The organism is Pseudoalteromonas sp. L23, assembly GCF_021728455.1.
Lineage (GTDB): Bacteria > Pseudomonadota > Gammaproteobacteria > Enterobacterales > Alteromonadaceae > Pseudoalteromonas.
This window is the reverse complement of the sequence record NZ_JAKKCW010000003.1, coordinates 364,646-383,799: the sequence shown is the minus strand read 5'-3', so window position 1 is coordinate 383,799 and position 19,154 is coordinate 364,646. Positions and strand designations below refer to the sequence as shown.

The following is a 19,154-nucleotide window of genomic DNA, read 5'->3' as shown; positions in this document are numbered from 1 at the left end:
CGCGAATACAAGTCAGTTATTCTCGAGCCAGTATAATTTGACCGCTCAATAACATTGATCCAATTAAAGGCTTAAAAGCTATATTTACTATCATCTACACAACACCAGCAAACGAGTATTCGATAGTGCAGTCGCCGATAAGTCGATAAGTCGGTAAGCTATTATTATCGCTTGACCATAATTCGAAAGGGGATTGGCCGTTGTGTTTCCAGCTGTTTAAGTTTATCTATCGACTTATCAGAAAAGGTATGACCTTTTGGTAGCAATAAAATACCTTGATTACTGTGAAGCGCTAAACCTAATGTCATGCCTGGCTTGAGTTTTTCAGTTGTCAATATATCAACCGAACCGACTTGCTCTTGGCCTAGCTCGTTGTTACTCACTGCTGTCTCTAAAATATCAACGACTTCTGGGGAGTAGAAATTCCCTCTATAGGTTCGGATAAGATCTAACGCTAAATCGGCTTTCTCTTTATCAGAACCGTTAGCGCAGTATAAATTGTCATAATAATCTCGGGCGACTGCAAGTATCTGTGAGCCTAAAGGAATTTCTTTACCTTTAAGACCTTTTGGGATCCCTTGGCCATTAAATTTTTCAAACTGATGATAAATCGCCTCGGATACGTCAGATAAGTGCTGCGCTGGCATCAACATAAGCTGTGCAATGGAAGGATGCGTATAATAAATTTTCTTTTGGGCTTCGCTTAGTTTTCTGGGTGGCGATTTATAAATTTCTGGGTCCATAGCAAGTAAACCTACTTCTGCTAAATACCCTGACATCATAGCCGTTTCAGCTAATTCACTAGAGAGCTCTAGCTTCTTAGCTATAATTTTACATAATTTGGCTATGCTCTTCGCTTTTTTACCATCGATAAATGGATTTGCATTCAGAAAATTATAAAGTAACTCGACGGTAGCCCGATGTTCTTTACGTTCTTTTTGATTAGCTTGCTCTAGTTGACTTAACACTTTGCGGATCTGCACAGTGCGTTTTTGTACAAGTCCTTCAAGGTTTTCATTTAACTCTGTGAGTTGCGCATTTTTTTGTACTATCTCTTCATTTAGTCTCTTATTGACGCTTTTTAACCTGTATTTCTCTGAACATTCTCTCACAGTATGTACGAGTATATCGTTATCCCAAGGCTTTTGAATATATGCATGGATCCCACTTTCATTAATGGCTTTAATTGTTGAAGCAAGATCAGAGTATCCTGTGAGTAATATCCGTTGTGTATCTGGGCAAATACGCTTTACTTCATGCAAAAATGTGGCGCCATCCATTTCAGGCATCCGCATATCACTAATAACAACTTCAAAGGAGGAGTCTCGGACAAGCGCCAAGGCCGTCTGTGGATCACTACAGAGCTCTGCGTGTATTCCATTTTGACGAAATAAGCGATTTAATGACCGTATCACATTCGTCTCATCATCGAGACAAAGCACTCGTATCGCTTCATTTGAAGTCGTTGATAGCTCAGCAAATTCCAAAGTTCAATCTCCTAAATGAATTAATTTAAACTTAGTTCAAAAAGGAAGCCACGACAAGAAACCGTTAAAATACGCCTTAAGTCTAATATTACCCTTAAACCTGATTAATAACTTTTTAATATATGCATAAGAAACAAACTGGTAACTGTAATAAATTTAGAGATGTGGCTAGCAACTATCGCTTAATATTAAATAATTACAGTTTCATTTCCATGTGTCAGCGAACCAAAACTAAGCATATGAATCAATCATTTAGTGTTACATTTTGATGAAAAACACGGTTCAATTTACGCTTACGTTAACGTTATCGGCTGGAGAAAAATGTTGTTGCCATATTGATTTTATGTGTTAGGTTTATGTTGTTATTGTTAACCAAATACAATAAATGGTTGGAGAACCAAACTATGAAACAACATGTAAAGACCCTTAAATTATCGCAAATGGCTTCGATCCTCGGAGCCATTTTCTGCGCTAACTCATATGCTTATAATTGTGATGGCTTACCTGAATGGTCACAAAATTCGGCATACAATGGTGGTGCTCAAGTACAAAAATCGCAACAAGCTTTTGAAGCGAAATGGTGGACTCAGGCTGATCCGGTTACCCATTCGGGTCAGTGGGATGATTGGAAAAAATTGGGGGACTGTGACAGCGTTGTCACAAACACACCACCCACAGTACAGAGCTTACTGCCAGCTGATGGCAGCGCTTTTAAAGAAAATGACAGCGTTGCCATTTCTGTAAATGCAACAGATAGTGATGGCCAAGTAGCGCAGGTAGAGTTTTTTGTAGATGGCACGTCAGTTGGTATTGATACCACAGCGACAGGTGATAATTTTTCATTTAACTGGTCAGCAACCGCTGGAACACACGCAATTTCAGTAGTTGCGACAGATGACAAGCAAGCAGAGTCCAACACGTTAACAACAAATATCATCGTTAATACGGCTGGAAATCAGTTACCTACAGCAAACCTTTCGTTAGGCGGAGGTAATAATCTGGTTATTAATCAGCCTGTAGACATCGTTCTTGATGGTTCAGATCCCGACGGCTCAATAGCAAAACTAACACTGCTTATTAACGACCAAGTCGCATTTGAAAGTGCAACAGCACCAGCTCAGCATACTTGGACACCAACGCAACTGGGCGCCGTAACTTTAAAACTTATTGTTGAAGACAATACCGGTGCGACAGCAGAGAGCATACTCAACGCAAATGTGGTTGAAACACCACCAGTTGTAAACAACTGTGTTCCACATGGCCTATATCAGACCCCTAACACATCGCCTAACTACTGTGATATTTACGACGAGAATGGCCGCGAGAAAATGGGCACTGATCACCCTAGACGCGTCATCGGTTACTTTACTAGTTGGAGAACGGGTAAGAATGGTCAACCGAGCTATCTAGTTGATGATATTCCTTGGGATAAGATCACCCACATCAATTACGCTTTCGCGCACGTTGATGCCAATAACAAGGTGTCAATAGGCAATCCAACAGCTCCTAACAATGCAGCGACGAACATGACTTGGCCTGGGGTTGCTGGTGCAGAGATGGATCCGTCTCTTCCTTATACCGGTCACTTTAACTTGCTGAACAAATTTAAGAAACAGCATCCTGATGTTAAAACCTTGATCTCAGTCGGCGGTTGGGCAGAAACTGGTGGCTACTTTGACGAAACAGGTAAGCGAGTTGCCAGCGGCGGTTTCTATACAATGACGACCAATGCAGATGGCAGCGTGAATCACGCTGGTATTGATGCGTTTGTAGCAAGTTCAGTTGAATTTATCCGTAAATACAACTTTGATGGTGTCGATATCGACTATGAATATCCATCTTCTATGAATGACTCTGGTCACCCGGATGATTTTGCGATATCAAACCCGCGTCGAGCAGCATTGAATGCTTCTTATCAAGTGTTGATGAAAAAGCTAAGAGAAGCATTAGACCAAGCTGGCCAACAAGACAATACACACTATCTATTGACGATTGCATCACCATCTTCTGGTTACCTTCTACGTGGTATGGAGACATTCCAGGTCACCAAGTATCTAGATTACGTCAATATCATGTCTTATGACTTACACGGAGCGTGGAACCAGCACGTTGGTCATAACGCATCGCTATTCGACACTGGCGAAGATTCAGAGCTTAAACAATGGAATGTATATGGCACCAAAGAGTTTGAAGGAATTGGTTACCTTAATACCGATTGGGCGGTCAAATATTTCAGAGGCTCGGTCTCTGCAGGACGCATCAACATTGGTATTCCTTATTATACTCGCGGTTTTAGAGATGTAACAGGCGGTACAAATGGCCTTTGGGGGCAGGCTGCATTACCTAACCAAGCAGATTGTCCTCCGGGAACTGGTAGCGGTGAAAAGAATAAATGCGGTAATGGTGCTGTAGGTATTGATAACTTGTGGCACGACAAGAACGACGTTGGCTTAGAAGTACCGGCAGGTTCGAACCCACTTTGGCATGTTAAAAACCTTCAAAATGGCGTGTTAGGTAGTTACCTAAGTGATTATGGACTAGATCCAGTTAATAACCCTGAGCATCAAATTAATGGCAGCTACACGCGCCACTATGATTCAGTAGCGGTTGCTCCTTGGCTCTGGAACGCTACCAAAAATGTTTTCTTATCCATTGAAGATGAAGAGTCAATGGCCGCCAAAGTCGACTATGTCATCAACCAAGAGCTAGGCGGTATCATGTTCTGGGAGCTTGCTGGTGACTTCGATTATGATGTAAGCAAAAATGAATATTTCATGGGTTCATCGCTAACAAGCTTAGCCTACAACAAGTTTAACCAAAATGGCACACCATACTCTGTTAAACAAGGAAATAAGACTTTTGTAAAACCAGCTTCGGCGGTTGATGTCACATTCGTTGCTAAAGATTTCCCAGCTGGAGATGCTAACTATCCAATAGCACCAACTTTTGCCTTTACCAATAACTCAGCGATAGATTTGAGTGGCGCGAAAATTTCATTTGATGTTCCTGTTGCGACTTCGGCCATTTTCAAATCTAACTGGAATGCGCAAGAAAAACTTGGCATGGCAGTTGACGTAAATGGCTCAAATGCTGCTGGAAATAATATTGGCGGCTTCGAAAACGAATTCCATCGATTCTCAATCACGCTTGTGAACGAGTGGGGTGGAACGCCTAAGTCTTTTGCTCCTGGCGAAACCATCAATGCCCAAGTCATGTACTACATGCCGATTTCTGGTCCTGTTAACTTTGTGGTTGAGAAAGACGGTAATCGCTATGCATTTACCAGCGAATATACCGACCTACCAATCGCAACACCTGGTACAGGGCCTACAGATCCGGTAACTAGCTGTAAAGGTACACCTATCAGTCAAATTGTGGTTTACCCGAACTTGCCACAGGGCACACATGCAGCTCAAGGTGATTTAATTGTTGAAGGAAACGCGGTATATGAAGCGAAATGGTGGAGCAATAAGCAACCATCAGTCAGCAGCGACTATACCAAGGTTTGCAACTTGTAAATAATAAATGGGGAGCTTTGCTCCCCTTTATAAAAGGCGAATAAGCATGAATAGTTTACACCGTAAATATGCGCTTGGTCTTTTGGGCGCAACCTCAGTTTTGCTTTCAAGCGCAGTTTCAGCTCATGGTTTTATGGACTTTCCCAAAGCAAGACAAGCGATCTGCCAAGCGCAAGGAGGTTATTGGTGGCCGGATGATGGCTCAAATATCCCAAATTTAGCGTGTCGAGCAGCTTTTCTAGACTCAGGCCATTTTCAGTTTGTGCAAGAGCATGAATTTTCGACCAATACCGCTGACTACAATAACCTAGAGGCAGTAAAAGCGAATATCCCCAATGGTACGCTTTGCTCAGCTGGTGACCCAAACAAAAGTGGCATGAGTGTTGTCTCACCACACTGGCAGCGTACAGTTGTAGAGCCAAACGCTCAAAATAAACTTGCCATTAGCTTTAGGGCGACAACACCTCATAATCCCAGTTTTTGGCAGTTTTTCCTGTCAAAGCCAAACTACGATGGCGATACATCTCCTCTGACTTGGAATGATTTAGAGCTTATTAATGAATTTGGCAATATTGATTTCGTTGTGGATCCAGAAGGTAAACGCTTCTATAAAATGGAAATAGATATACCGCAAGGCCGTGAGGGCGATGCAGTTTTATATACCCGTTGGCAGCGGTTTGATGTCGCAGGAGAGGGATTTTACAATTGCTCTGATATCACAATAACCTCAACAGGCACGCCACCAGAATGGGTGAGCAGCGGCTATTTCTTAAAGCAAGGGCAAGATGCTAAAGCCGGTGATAGCGTGTGGTTTAGGACGTTTGACCAATCTGGGAATGAATTAATTAGCCATAACTTGAATGTAACCTCCACTAATGCATCAACATGGCAAGCTGAGTTGGCTCTTTATCTTAATAGCAATTACGGAAATAAGGTCAACATTGGTGTTAAGCAACCGGATGGTTCAATTGCGTTTGATGCAAACGCCTTATTAGCAAACGAAGTATTTTTGCCACATGCCGCTTACACCAGCAATCTTAGCGTTGTAAAAGGGGGTGACAACACCGCTCCTACGGTGAATCCAATTTCTAACCAAAGCATCGCAGAAAATAGCCAAGCGACAGTGCATGCTCATGCGTTTGACGACCAAAATGACCCACTGACATTCATTTGGAGTATTCCTGCACCGCTTAGCTTTAGTGGCGAAGGTGACACGATTTCCATCTCAACACCTGAAGTGACGGCTGATCAAACCTTTCAGGCTGAACTTAATGTCACCGATGGCAAAGCAAGCACTACCGTAAGTTTCTCAATTACCGTTCAAGATAGCACCAATAACCAATACCCAGCTTGGAATAGTACAACTACCTATGTCGCAGGCGACAGAGTAACGCATCAACAGAAAGTGTATGAAGCCAAGTGGTGGACGCAGGGAGAAGAGCCCGGCGCATCCGATGTTTGGAAAGCAATTTAAAGAAAACCCAAATTAATTGGGTACAACATGTAACTACAATAAGGTTGAAGATATGAAACTTAATAAAATAACCAGCTATATAGGACTTGCCTTACTGAGTGGCGGGGCACTTGCAGCCCCTTCTACACCAACATTAGATTGGCAGCCACAACAGTATTCATTCGTTGAAGTTAATGTTGATGGCCTAGGCTCTTACAAGCAACTGGTAAAAGCCAAAGATGTTGTCGATATTAGCATCAAATGGAATGCTTGGAGTGGCTCTGGCGGTGACAACTATAAAGTATATTTTGATGATCTACTCGTAAACCAAGGTACGCTTGCAGCTGGTACTAAAAGCGGAGTAGTACAATTCCCCTACACTAAATCGGGTCGCCATCAGCTTTATTTAGAACTGTGTGAAGGTACCGTATGTGCAAGAAGCGCAGGGAAAGAAATCGTCATTGCCGACACTGACGGTGCACATCTAGCGCCACTTCCTATGAATGTAGATCCGAACAACCGTAATAACGGTACAATACCAGGCCGTGTAACCGGTGCATATTTCGTCGAATGGGGCATATATGGCCGTAATTACGACGTAACTAAGATCCCAGCTCATAACCTATCGCACATTTTATATGGCTTTATTCCGATTTGCGGACCTAACGAGTCGCTAAAATCCATCGAAAATGGTAATAGTTGGAGAGCGCTTCAAACTGCATGTGCTGACTCTCAAGATTATGAAGTCGTCATTCACGACCCTTGGGCTGCAGTGCAAAAATCTATGCCAGGGGTGGATGCAAAAGATCCTATTCGCGGTGTTTATTCTCAATTAATGGCGCTAAAGCAACGTTATCCGGACCTTAAAATTCTGCCTTCAGTGGGTGGTTGGACGCTATCTGATCCATTCCATGGCTTTACAAATAAAGCAAACCGCGACACTTTCGTCGCGTCTGTAAAACAATTCCTTAAAACGTGGAAGTTTTATGACGGTGTAGATATCGACTGGGAATTCCCGGGTGGTGATGGTCCAAACCCAGACTTAGGCGACCCAATTAACGACGGTCCAGCCTATGTGGCGCTAATGCAAGAGCTGCGTGCAATGCTAGATGAGTTAGAAGCTGAAACCGGACGCCAATATGAACTCACTTCTGCAATAGGTGCAGGTTATGACAAGATTGAAGATGTAGATTACCAAGCAGCTCAGCAGTATATGGATTATATCTTTGCGATGACCTATGACTTCTATGGCGCTTGGAACAATGAAACGGGTCATCAAACCGGTATCTACTGTGGCTCTCATCTCAGCACAGACGAATGTAACGGTACAGGCGTTGACGACAATGGAGTGCCACGTAAAGGCCCGGCATATACTGGCGACCATGCAATTCAATTGTTACTTCAACAAGGTGTGCAGCCCTCTAAGCTCGTTATGGGCGTTGCAATGTACGGCCGCGGCTGGGAAGGAGTGCTAGATGCAAATGCCACAATCCCAGGTAATCCGATGACGGCGCCGGGCAATGGCCCGTTGACTGGTTCTACAAGTGAAGGCGTTTGGGAGCCTGGCATTATGGATTACAAGGCTATTGCAGCAAACGCTGTAGGCCAAGGTGGTTCAGGTGTTAATGGTTATGAAGTAGGCTACGATGAGCAAGCACAAGCAGCATATGTTTGGAACAGAAGTAACGGTAAACTCATCACTTACGATAGCCCACGCAGCGTTATCGCAAAAGGTCAGTATGCAAACACTCATCAACTGGCTGGTTTATTTGGTTGGGAAATTGACGCTGATAATGGCGACATTCTAAATGCAATGTATGATGGCCTTACAGCAGGTGAGATCCCTAATCGTGCCCCTTCTATCGGAGTTTCTGGACCAATCAATGTGACCTCAGGTCAGGTTGTGAATGTCGATGCGCAAGCAAGCGATTTAGACAATGATCCATTAACCTATTCATGGGTTGCTGCGCCTGGTTTGGCTTTATCTGCTAACAACACCGCAGCTGTCGCTGTAACCGCTCCTTCAGTCAATCAACAGACAAGCTACGACTTGACTGTAACGGTCGATGACGGCGCGTTATCAACAACCAAAACAATCGTTGTTGTTGTAAACCCAGAAGGTGCAAATGCAGCGCCTGTTGTTACACCGGTTTCAGATATTTCGGTTAATGAAGGGGCCTCGGCTACTGTCAATGTGTCAGCAACTGACCCTGAAGGCGCAGCGCTTAGCTATAGCTGGAGTGCACCAGCCGAGCTGAGCGTAGTAGCAAATGGTAGCTCAGCGACTATTACTGCTGCAAATGTCACTGCCGACACAACCGTCCCAGTAACTGTTACCGTATCAGACGGGGTGAACGCTGTTGATACAACATTTAATGTTACGATTAAAGACGGTGGCGCCCAATACCCGACTTGGGATCGCTCTACAGTATATGTCGGTGGCGACCGAGTAATTCATAACGGCAATGTCTTTGAAGCAAAATGGTGGACTCAAGGTGAAGAACCTGGAACCGCTGATGTATGGAAGGCAGTAACTAACTAATCTAACCATCCCCAATTAATGAGCTTGCCAGTCAAGCTCATTTTTTATTCACATAAACATAAAGTTACCCATTATCTGGCTTTTATCACCAATTTCTTCTTTCTTTTTCTGCTTGGTCTTTCATAATGACATAATGAACTTCATAAAAGAGTCATAAGTTCTGGCAGTGCTTATTCGTCTATCCGTTTTATTATTCGTGTTAGTTTTTCCAAAAAGCTACGCGTCCGACTGCGCGGATCAGTCATCCCTAAAAATCGGCATTGGCTCTAGCTGGCCGCCTTTTGTTATGTATGGCACTCGTCCTTACGGCATAGACGTAGATATCACTAGAGCAGTTTTTGAACGAGCAGGGTTTTGTATCGAGTTCATTCAACTTCCTTCATCGGCTCGTGGGATCACTGAGCTTGAAAAGGGCTTAATTGATGTCCTGCCATCGGCAAGTTTTAGCGTCGATAGAGCAAAAATCGCTTACTTCTCCTCGCCATATCGGCGTGAAAAAATGCGCTTGTTCGCTAACAAGGAAATAGATCTCGATAGCAACTTAATCGAGTTGTTTTCTGCAGGCTATACATTCACGGCCAATCCCGGAGCCTACTACGGTGAGGAAGTGAAACAAATAAAAAAAATCGATTGGTACGACAGGCGTTTGTTTGAAATCGCGAGCTTAGACCGGCGAATAGAAATGGTGGCTAAAAACCGCGTCGATTTTCTGATTGAAGATGAGGACGCAGGCTACTACTATATCAACAAGCTAGGCTACCAAAGCATTCAGCTACACCCTTATGTAGTTAACGATAACGCTATACATTTTATGCTTGGACGTCATGCATTTAAGCGTAGTGACATTGAGCGCGTTAATGAAGCAATCACCAGTTTAAATGGCACAATAGCGAATATCTCAGAAAAATATAGAAAAGATTCAGGATGACTCAACAGCAGCAACTCTTTCAAACACTACAAAGTACATTTGGACATACGACACTTCGCCCGGGGCAATCGGAAGTCATTGAATCTATACTGCAAGGTCAAAGTGCAATCGCTATTTTTGCAACTGGTGCAGGCAAGTCGTTGTGTTATCAGTTACCAGCAATATTGAAGCAAGGGATATGCTTAGTCGTTTCACCACTATTGGCACTAATGCACGAGCAACGAGATTACCTACAAAGTAAAGGAGTTGCAACTGCTTGTCTTGATAGTACTCAAAGCAAAGAGGAAACGTTGCGCATAGAAAATGCGGTGCGAGATAATGCCCTTAAAGTTCTCTTTATATCAGTCGAGCGGCTTAATAGCCAAAAAGCACGTACCTTGTTATCACAAAGCAATATCTCTTTTCTTGTCATTGATGAGGCGCATTGTATTTCTGAGTGGGGACATAATTTCAGGCCAGATTACCTAAAAGTGGCCAAATATCGACATGAACTTGGTATCAACCAAGTGCTATTACTCACCGCGACAGCAACAAATAAAGTTGCACGCGATATGGCGGTTAAATTCGATGTATCCGATCAAAATATCATTAGAACGGGCTTTTACCGGAAGAATCTATTCTTAAGTGCGGCGCATATTAGCGAATCTCAAAAAGACGAATATTTACTCGCCTTCTTAAAAAAGGCAAAAGGCGCTGGTATCGTTTATGTCACGCAGCAAAAGCAAGCAGAAGAAGTAGCAAAAATGATAACGGCTTGCGGCTTTCCTGCAGAAGCTTTTCATGCATCATTGCAGAGCGAGAAAAAGGCCCAAATTCAAGCTGACTTTCTAGGGAAAGAAAATCTTATCGTTGTAGCTACCATTGCATTTGGTATGGGTGTAGACAAACCCGATGTTCGCTGGGTACTACATTATGATATGCCAAAATCTATAGAGGGATATAGCCAAGAAGTGGGTAGGGCAGGCAGAGATGGCGAGAATGCACATTGCGTTGCTTTAATTAATAATGAAAAAATTGCCACATTAGAGAACTTCGTTTATGCCAGTGCATTAGAGCGAGAGTCATTAACGCTGCTTTTTGATGAACTTTTCGGTGATCCAGCTACAGATTATCATCTAAATGAATACGATCTCGCCTATAAAACCAATATTAATCAATTGGTGCTAAAAACACTTATTGTCCAGCTCGAACTGCAAGGATACTTACAAGTAAACTACAGCTATTTTGAGGAGCTAAGCATCGCATTCACCCAAGACAAAGATAAAATATTAGCCAAGTACTCGCCTGAGCGGCAACTGTTTTTGACTCAGCTATTCTCGTGTTTTGAATTCAAAAAGAAATGGGGATTACTTTCACATCAAGCATTAAGCGAGCAAAACATCCCACAGGCTAAAGCCCAAGAAGTCGTTGAGTATTTGCAAAACCAACAACTGATTGACGTAAAAGTCGCTAAATATACGTCGGTTTATTCAAAGCCTATCCAACAAGTTAACATTAATGAACTGGTTGAGTCTTTCTATCAGCAATCACAAATTAAAGAGCAAGGCGAACTTGCACGGCTAAGGCATTTACTCAAATTTTTCCAACTGACTTCATGCTATCACAAAGCGCTCGCCAGCTACTTCGGCGATATGCACGCACCAGAGCAATGTGGCCATTGCGGAGTCTGCTGCGGTAAGCAACTGATCGTCAACGCACAGGAGAGCCACGAACTAGATATTGAAACAACACGAAATACTTTAAGAGACGCTTCGCAATTTGCATCGCAACGCGGCGTTATTTTTTCTACTCACCTCAAAGCGTTGTTTTTACTAGGCTTAAATTGCCCCTATTTTACTAAATATAAATTCAGACAACTTGAAGGATTTGGCAGTTTATCCGGCGTAAAGTATGAAAAGGCAAAAGCATTGATTATGGAGCGCGCATTATAAATGAAAACAGATATTATTAAACTCGCCACGATCGCGGAAAAAAAGACCAAATATATACTCGGACTAATGAGCGGTACGTCATTGGATGGATTAGATATTGCGTTATGTAAAATTGAAGGTGCAGGGAAAAGTACAGAGCTAACGGTCGAACAATTTACCACAATAGAATACAACCCTTCGCAAAAGCAGCTTCTCAGTGATCACGCATCTAGATCTCAGGTAAATCTTAAAACATTATGTCAATTAAATGCGTGGCTAGGCGAGTTGTACGCAAGTCTAATCAATAATGCTTTGAAAGAATGGCAAGTTGCAGCCGACACTGTTGATTTAATAGCGAGTCATGGACAAACACTTTACCATTGTCCAAAACAATCTTTTGCAGACGTTGAAAAATTAAATAGCACATTACAGATCGTTGACGGCGATATTATTGCGGCAAAAACGAACATCATCACCATCGCAGACTTTAGACAAAAGCATATAGCCAAAGGATATGAAGGAGCCCCTCTCGTGCAATATGGTGACTATTTGTTATATTCGGACACAAGTATCGATAGGGTTTTGCTCAATATTGGCGGTATTTCAAACCTTACTTATTTACCAAAAAATTGTGCACTAGCGCAGAGTATGAGTAGTGACATCGGTCCAGGAAACACATTAGTAGACCAATATTGTCGCCACGTATTAGGGCTACCATTCGATGAAAATGGTGAGATTGCGTCAAGTGGAAAAATTCAATTGCCTTTTCTCGAAGCATTACTGTCACACGAATTCTTTGATAAGCAACTTCCAAAATCAACTGGACAAGAGTTATTTAATCAAGCCTTCGTGCATCATGCGCTGGATGGAAAAGATTATAATCATGAAGATATCATCACGACACTGACCGAATTTACAGCTATCGCTGTCGCAAATGCGGTGAACGAGCTTGGTACAACTGAATTAGAGCTATATGTTAGCGGAGGTGGAATTCATAATGTGTTTTTAATGGCGCGAATTGAAAGCCATTTGAATAACCGTGTTTTAATCAAGGATTTCTCACAACTGGGTATCAACCCTGATGCCAAAGAGGCCGCTTTATTTGCGCTACTTGCGAATGAAACCGTATCAGGTGGTAGCGATGCGCTGCCTTTTTCTATGGGTAAGATTTCATTACCAACATAGTCGCTAAAAAACGGATAATACAGCGCTGACCGCCGAGTTAAAAATACGTTTGAAGCCAGTAGTCTGAGTTGTAACCGCTTCAGATGCTGGTTCGCTTACGATAATTCGCTCATTCAAAATGATATCAAACTCAGCCGCGTTTTTTAGGTAGTCGTGGAGTCCTACCAAGTTCAATTGCATAAAATAAGGACCAGCATCAAGCGATTGCTTTACTTTAATTTCGACAATCTTAGTGAGATACGACTCCGGATCAACCACCAAAGAGACCTCGCACTTCGCATTTCGCTCGCCGTGCTTTGTTAGTACAACGTTAACTCGGTCATCAATACGCGCATCCATTGGCAACTCTATCACCAAAGAAAGTCCTTGCTCACCTGGTTGCAGACTAAGTTTCTCATAGGGTTGAACAGCACGGTACTGTCCCCTCATAGAACTTGTGATCTGTGCTGCATTAAAACTAAAAATACCAGGTTTGCTACTCATTACTTTCTTTCGTTATTTACAAGACAATGTTAATTGTCTCAAAGCTAGATTACAGAATTATGACTTATCAACCAAAGGCTAAAAAAGTCAAAGCTCGGCAATACCGAGCTTTAAATGCATTCTTTGTTCGTTTTATTTATCGTACTGCGAGCATAATGATTCCCGGAAACACAAAGAATGAACCTAATACGTAAGCCAAAGCTGCTGGTTTATTCTGCGCACCAATCTCCGCTAACTTCTCAGCTAGACGAAGCGGGATTTCTCTCAGTAGTGGTAAACCGTAAATAAGTGCTACCGCAAAAACGTTAAACATTACATGTACAAGTGCAATCGTTAATGCGACTTCTGCTGCAGGACCAGTGATAGATGTTGCCGCTAACAAAGCGGTAATTGTAGTGCCGATATTTGCACCTAGAGTGAACGGATATATCTGACGAGTGGTAAATACGCCGCTGCCAGCGAGTGGGATCATCAAGCTTGTTGTTGTCGACGACGATTGTACCATCACCGTAACTACCGCGCCTGAGCTTATACCTACAACAGGGCCTCTGCCTATCGCACTGTGTAATAATTCTTTCGCTTTACCTACTAACGCCTTTTTGAGTAATTTACCTAAGTAAGTCACAGCGAACAGGATCATCATGATACCGATAACAACCATGGCAATACCTGCAGCTGTAGAATCTAAAAAGCTAACACCATCTTTTACCACGCTAACCGCTGGTTTCACTAGTGGTTTGATAAAGTTGTAACTTTTTAACGATAAGTCAGCATCACCAACAAATACATGGGCAAGTCCTGACGCAAGTTTCTCTAACATGCCAAACATGATTTCCAAAGGCAGGAAAATAGCAACGGCTAATAAATTAAAGAAGTCATGTACGGTGGATGCGGCAAACGCTCTTCTAAACTCTTCTTTACTACGAATGTGGCCGATAGAAACGAGCGTGTTGGTAATAGTAGTACCAATATTTGCGCCCATTACCATAGGAATTGCGATACTAATAGGTAATCCACCAGCAACGAGGCCAACAATAACAGAAGTCACCGTTGATGAGGACTGCACCAATGCAGTTGCCAAAGCCCCTAAGAGTAGGGCGACGATTGGATTGGTTGCGAATGCGAAGATTTCCTTCGCCCCTTCACTTCCACCTGAGGCCAACTTAAAACCGCCACTCACAGTGCCAACTGCGACTAAGACTAAGTAAACAAGTAATACGATTGACAGCCAGTTAAAAAGTTTAGCTGATGCTGAAGTCTGAGATTGATTAACCATAGTTTCGCTCTTAGAGTAAGTAATGTTCATTCATTACACTTTTATTTCAGCCGCGCATTTAACCACCCAATTGTTACAGTTATATTTCAGTTTTATGTAACTCGACACGTATGCTCATTTTCTCATCGCATTTTTTGAAACAGTGGTAACTAATAGTAGTAATATGCTGTTTTTACTGATTATTAGTTATGTGATTGCATTTACATTTGTTTACTTCTCCAAATTTGATCCACATTTGCTTCACTATTTAAAAGTAGGATTTAGCTATAATTATTGTGCCTTATATCACTATGTTAAGACTTTTCTCGTTAATTTTTATGCTTTTTTCTATGGCGGCTGGTGCAGTTGACTTTACGCCTAGTGCCGAGCATAGAGTAAGTGAACCATTAACAATCCACTTTGGAGAAGTCGATGCTACGCAATTATCTTCAACGCTTGGCATAAATGAGCGCGAAAGCCAATCTATTGCAGAGGTACTTTCAAGCCAAGTGCCTGAGCTAAAGAATGAGCCTTATCAGTGGGCGTTGATCACCCCAAATATGCTTATATCCGAGGACAGAAATTACATCGCATTTGGCTTTGCCAGATTGCCTTGGCTAAGTGTTGCTTTGATTAACAACGGCGAGGTCTCATTTTTAACGCAGCACACCCTGAATACCGCGTTTAATATTAGGGAAGTAGAAGCACCGCAATTATATCTACCAATATCAAAAGAACACTTAGCAGGGGCAAGTCTTATTGTCCGCTATCAGACTTTTGCGAATGCCCCCGCTGACCTTAGGTTAATAAATGATAATGAGCTAAACAGTAATGTTCTTACCAGTACGGTGACCAATGCTGCACTAAGCGGGATCATAGCAGCCGTGTTTGTTATTGTATTGGTTAACTTCTACTTTAATGCCAATGCGACCAACGCTTACTATTGTCTTTGGACGCTATTGTTTTTGCTTATTGTGTTGGATATGTCAGGGTTCACATTTCAATATTTTTGGCCTTCACAAGGCAAATTTGCCACCTTATTTTCAGCTTGTTTGATGACTTTTGTACCAGTGTTTCACCTTCTTTTCGTCAAGCAATTTCTGCAATTAAAGCATCGAAACGAAACCTTACATCTTTTATATAATGGATTTTTAGCGGCTTACCTACTACTTATCCCAGTGGCAATCTATTCAAAATCGGTTCACTACAATCTAGTATTAAGCTTGAGTATCATCCCGCTATTTCTTTATACCAGCTATTGGTCTTTGAAACAGAGTGCTCCTGGTTCTGTAACTTTTTCCCTCAGCCTGCTAAACCATGTCATTTTTGTAAATTTCATTGCTATCGGTGGGACAATGTATGCGGGTTTTATCAACGTTCATCATATATCAAGCGCGATTAAATTTGGCTACTTAATTGAGGTCATGTTATTTACGCTGGCACTTGCGCAACAAAATAAGTCAGCCCAAAATAATCTGCTATCAACGCTACAAACTCAGGTGAATGCACTCTCGAATACAGTACAAACAGAAAAGCAGTTCAACCGTCAAAATCAGCAGGCATTAGAAAAGAAAGAACAACGTTTATTTACCGATCTCTCCCATGAGCTGCGCACCCCCCTAACGGTGATGAAGGTACAAGTTGAATCTCTACAATACAATATTGTAGAGAATGTTCAGGAAAGCTACGGCAAGCTCATGGATAAAATTGACGAGTTAAATCACTTTATTAATCAATTGATGCTGGTCACTGACAATGAAAAGTTAGCAACTATGCTTAATCTAAGAGACTTCACGATCTGCAAGCTGGTAAATCAAGTACATACTCAGGCCGCTGGTTTATTTAAGGATAATAAGGAGCAATTAGAAGTTAACTATCAAATATCTGGTACAGAAAAGATAACCATCGATCTAGATGCGATAACTAACTGCGTCCTTGAGATCTTAGGTAATGCGATTAAGCATGGAGGAGATAAGGTCCAAGTAAAGATGAGTTTCTTTAGCGTCGACAGCAATCTAATCATTCGCATTGAAGACTCTGGCACTCCGCTATCCTATGAGGCGCACCAACAGCTATTTGACCCGCTTTACAAATCACAATCAGCAAGAACCAATTCGGGAAAATCCAAGGGTATGGGCCTTGCGATGTGCAAAAAAGTGGTAGAAGCTCACAGTGGACAAATTGAATCCTTTAATAGCCTATTAGGCGGGTTGAACATGGAGATCAAGCTTCCGTTAACTAAAGTGCCTGCTTTTAGTTGATATACAACAGTATGTTTTCGCGCTCACGTTTTATTATTTCGTCGCGGTATTAACTTAAGCCAAAATGCAATTTCAAGTGCCACACCCAATATCACAAAAATGAACATCCCAGTGTGGCTGCTATAGCTATAAGCAGCTATTGCCCCAATGAGGAGCGCCAATAAAATAGCGATTCTGTAAAGTGTCTTCATTTTATATCCTTTTCTATGGTGACTTAGCTAATTCATTTACAGCCGAATACCAAATTTACGGCTCACCTGAGATTGCCACTTGATTACGACCATTACGCTTAGCAAAATAAAGTGCCTGATCTGCCGAGGCGAGCAATTCTTTACCGCTGTATGGTGGCTTAGTCTGAGTATGTAATCCTGCACTTAATGTCATCTCTATACAATAGCTTTCGCTTATCAAAGGGCTAGTCTCACATGTCATTCTGATCTTCTCTGCAAGGTCAAAAGCCTGCGAGCTATCGGTTTGTGCAAGTACAATACAAAACTCTTCGCCGCCATACCGTGCGACAAAGTCTCCCGCTCTCGTAGCACAATTGGAAAGTATACGTCCGATGTGAATCAGACAATCGTCTCCCGCTTCGTGACCATAGGTATCGTTAACCTGCTTAAAAAAATCGATATCGATCATAATAACACTAAGAGCGTGTTCAAAACGCTTTGCTCTTAAGCATTCACTATGCAAGGCTTCGTCTAGCGCTCGCCTATTGGCAACACCAGTAAGCGCATCGGTGCGACTCGCAAGCTCCAGTCTATCGTTAGCTTCCTGTAGCGCTTGAGTTCGGATGGCGACAGTCTTCTCTAATTGAGAGTTTACTTTTTGGATTTCATTGAATGCCGTTAATTGCGCTTGAAAACGCTTGTTTTTCTCGGTATTGAGTTTTTCACCTATTGCTATCGATAAACAGGCCACCTCAATGGCAGTACCTATTAATAGCGCATTTTCGGTAAACCAAGTTTGGCTGATTAAATCTAATTTATTTAGCGCAAGAATGATCCCGCCAATGAGCACTGAGCTCCAAGCAATCGAATAGTATGTCGCTAAGCGGCTTTTCCCAGCCAAACGTAAAATACGGCAGAATACGCCCCAGATACAAGCTGATACGGCATACGCTATGGTAAGTTTTATCATCACTGCATAGTCAAAAAACACAGAAGAAAATAAGAGTACCAGCCCTAATCCCAAAATTAAGCGACAACCTAGATAAAGCCACTTGTCCGAAATACCAATCTCGAGCAATGTCATAACAAAGTAAGTGCCGGTTAACACCGAACTGATAAGAAAGAACAAGATTGCTTGATCGTTCCACCAAAGACTATTTGGCCAAAGATATCGAAAGGCAAAACCTGACAAACAAGCAGAAAATAGCGCTAAACAAATAACGTATAAAACATAGTAAAATAATGTGGATTCGCGAATGGTAAAATAGAGGAGCACATTATAAGCTGCCATTATCCCCATCAAACCAAAGTAGATCCCCATCACGATACGAAAAACTTGGTCGTTTATCAAAAAGTCATGGTTTGTCCAAAGTACCACGGGAAGTTGCAGCGCACTGGATGAGCGTACTTTAATGTATAGTGCTACCTTACCATGCGTGCCGTTTGGGAGTGGTATAATAAAATGTTCATGCGCAAAAGGGCGGTCAACGAAAGGTTGTTTATCTCCTAATTGCTGATGAACAAATATATTGCCTTCTTGTAGCATGTAAACATCAAGTTGATCCAGCACCGGATAGGCAATCTCAAGTAAATAAGGCCCTTCTTTTTCGTCAATATTTAACGACGTACGTACCCAGTAACTTAGGTTGGAATAACCTAAGTTCAACACTTTATCATCGGTAGTTTGCCAATGGATACTTGAGTTATTTATGACGTCGACAATTTTAGCATTTGAAGCCACGTACTCTAGTTGCAACGTCTCTTTGCCAGCAGCTACCACTTGACTACACAGAGACAACAGGAGTACAAACAATAAAAAGACGTACCTTTGCCTCAATCAACCACCCTCGCTACATTCCATAATCGCAGACAAATAGCGCTCTCGCCAAAGATTATGAAATAAAAATAGTACTTTAATCATAGTCAGCCATAAATAGTTCGCCAATTTTGAATTACGTTCAA

The 19,154-nt window shown here is 42.1% G+C and carries 11 protein-coding genes; 7 read left to right on the top strand and 4 right to left on the bottom strand.

Going from position 1 to position 19,154, the window contains the following annotated elements; genetic code table 11:
- Positions 1-164: 164 nt before the first annotated feature.
- A complete protein-coding gene (locus L3V43_RS08220; protein WP_235367187.1) occupies positions 165-1,487 on the bottom strand; it encodes an HD domain-containing phosphohydrolase in 1,323 nt (440 codons plus the stop codon).
- Between the two features lie 404 nt (positions 1,488-1,891).
- Here L3V43_RS08220 and L3V43_RS08215 point away from each other — a divergent pair, with 404 nt between their 5' ends.
- The 6 genes from L3V43_RS08215 (at position 1,892) to L3V43_RS08190 (ending at position 13,023) form a co-directional block, all read left to right on the top strand.
- Positions 1,892-5,005 carry a glycosyl hydrolase family 18 protein gene (locus L3V43_RS08215; RefSeq protein ID WP_237116246.1) on the top strand — a complete coding sequence of 1,038 codons (3,114 nt, stop codon included), beginning with the start codon at positions 1,892-1,894 and terminating at the stop codon, positions 5,003-5,005.
- 46 nt (positions 5,006-5,051) lie between these two features.
- Positions 5,052-6,479 carry a lytic polysaccharide monooxygenase gene (locus L3V43_RS08210; RefSeq protein ID WP_095726509.1) on the top strand — a complete coding sequence of 476 codons (1,428 nt, stop codon included), beginning with the start codon at positions 5,052-5,054 and terminating at the stop codon, positions 6,477-6,479.
- A 52-nt stretch (positions 6,480-6,531) separates the two neighbouring features.
- Positions 6,532-9,000, top strand: a complete 2,469-nt coding sequence (locus L3V43_RS08205; protein ID WP_102058130.1) for a glycosyl hydrolase family 18 protein — start codon at positions 6,532-6,534, stop codon at positions 8,998-9,000.
- Between the two features lie 166 nt (positions 9,001-9,166).
- Positions 9,167-9,928 carry a transporter substrate-binding domain-containing protein gene (locus L3V43_RS08200; protein WP_237116247.1) on the top strand — a complete coding sequence of 254 codons (762 nt, stop codon included), beginning with the start codon at positions 9,167-9,169 and terminating at the stop codon, positions 9,926-9,928.
- Positions 9,925-11,859, top strand: coding sequence for a RecQ family ATP-dependent DNA helicase (locus L3V43_RS08195; protein ID WP_237116248.1), 1,935 nt, complete (start codon positions 9,925-9,927; stop codon positions 11,857-11,859). The genes L3V43_RS08200 and L3V43_RS08195 overlap by 4 nt, the downstream gene beginning before the upstream one ends.
- The gene (locus L3V43_RS08190; protein ID WP_237116249.1) at positions 11,860-13,023 is read left to right on the top strand and encodes an anhydro-N-acetylmuramic acid kinase; all 1,164 of its coding nucleotides are present in this window, start codon (positions 11,860-11,862) and stop codon (positions 13,021-13,023) included.
- Between the two features lie 3 nt (positions 13,024-13,026).
- Here L3V43_RS08190 and L3V43_RS08185 read toward each other — a convergent pair whose 3' ends face one another.
- The gene (locus L3V43_RS08185) at positions 13,027-13,506 is read right to left on the bottom strand and encodes a hypothetical protein (RefSeq protein WP_102058126.1); all 480 of its coding nucleotides are present in this window, start codon (positions 13,504-13,506) and stop codon (positions 13,027-13,029) included.
- Between the two features lie 136 nt (positions 13,507-13,642).
- On the bottom strand, positions 13,643-14,782 hold the full coding sequence (locus L3V43_RS08180; RefSeq protein ID WP_102058125.1) for a Na/Pi symporter: 1,140 nt from the start codon (positions 14,780-14,782) through the stop codon (positions 13,643-13,645).
- A gap of 329 nt (positions 14,783-15,111) precedes the next feature.
- Here L3V43_RS08180 and L3V43_RS08175 point away from each other — a divergent pair, with 329 nt between their 5' ends.
- Complete coding sequence (locus L3V43_RS08175) at positions 15,112-17,022, top strand: sensor histidine kinase (protein WP_237116250.1); 1,911 nt, start codon at positions 15,112-15,114, stop codon at positions 17,020-17,022.
- Positions 17,023-17,268: 246 nt separating this feature from the next.
- On the opposite strand, the gene L3V43_RS08170 is transcribed toward L3V43_RS08175, so the two are convergent.
- Entirely contained in the window at positions 17,269-19,005 is a 1,737-nt protein-coding gene (locus tag L3V43_RS08170; protein ID WP_237116251.1) for a diguanylate cyclase, read from the bottom strand.
- Between the last annotated feature and the right edge of the window lie 149 nt (positions 19,006-19,154).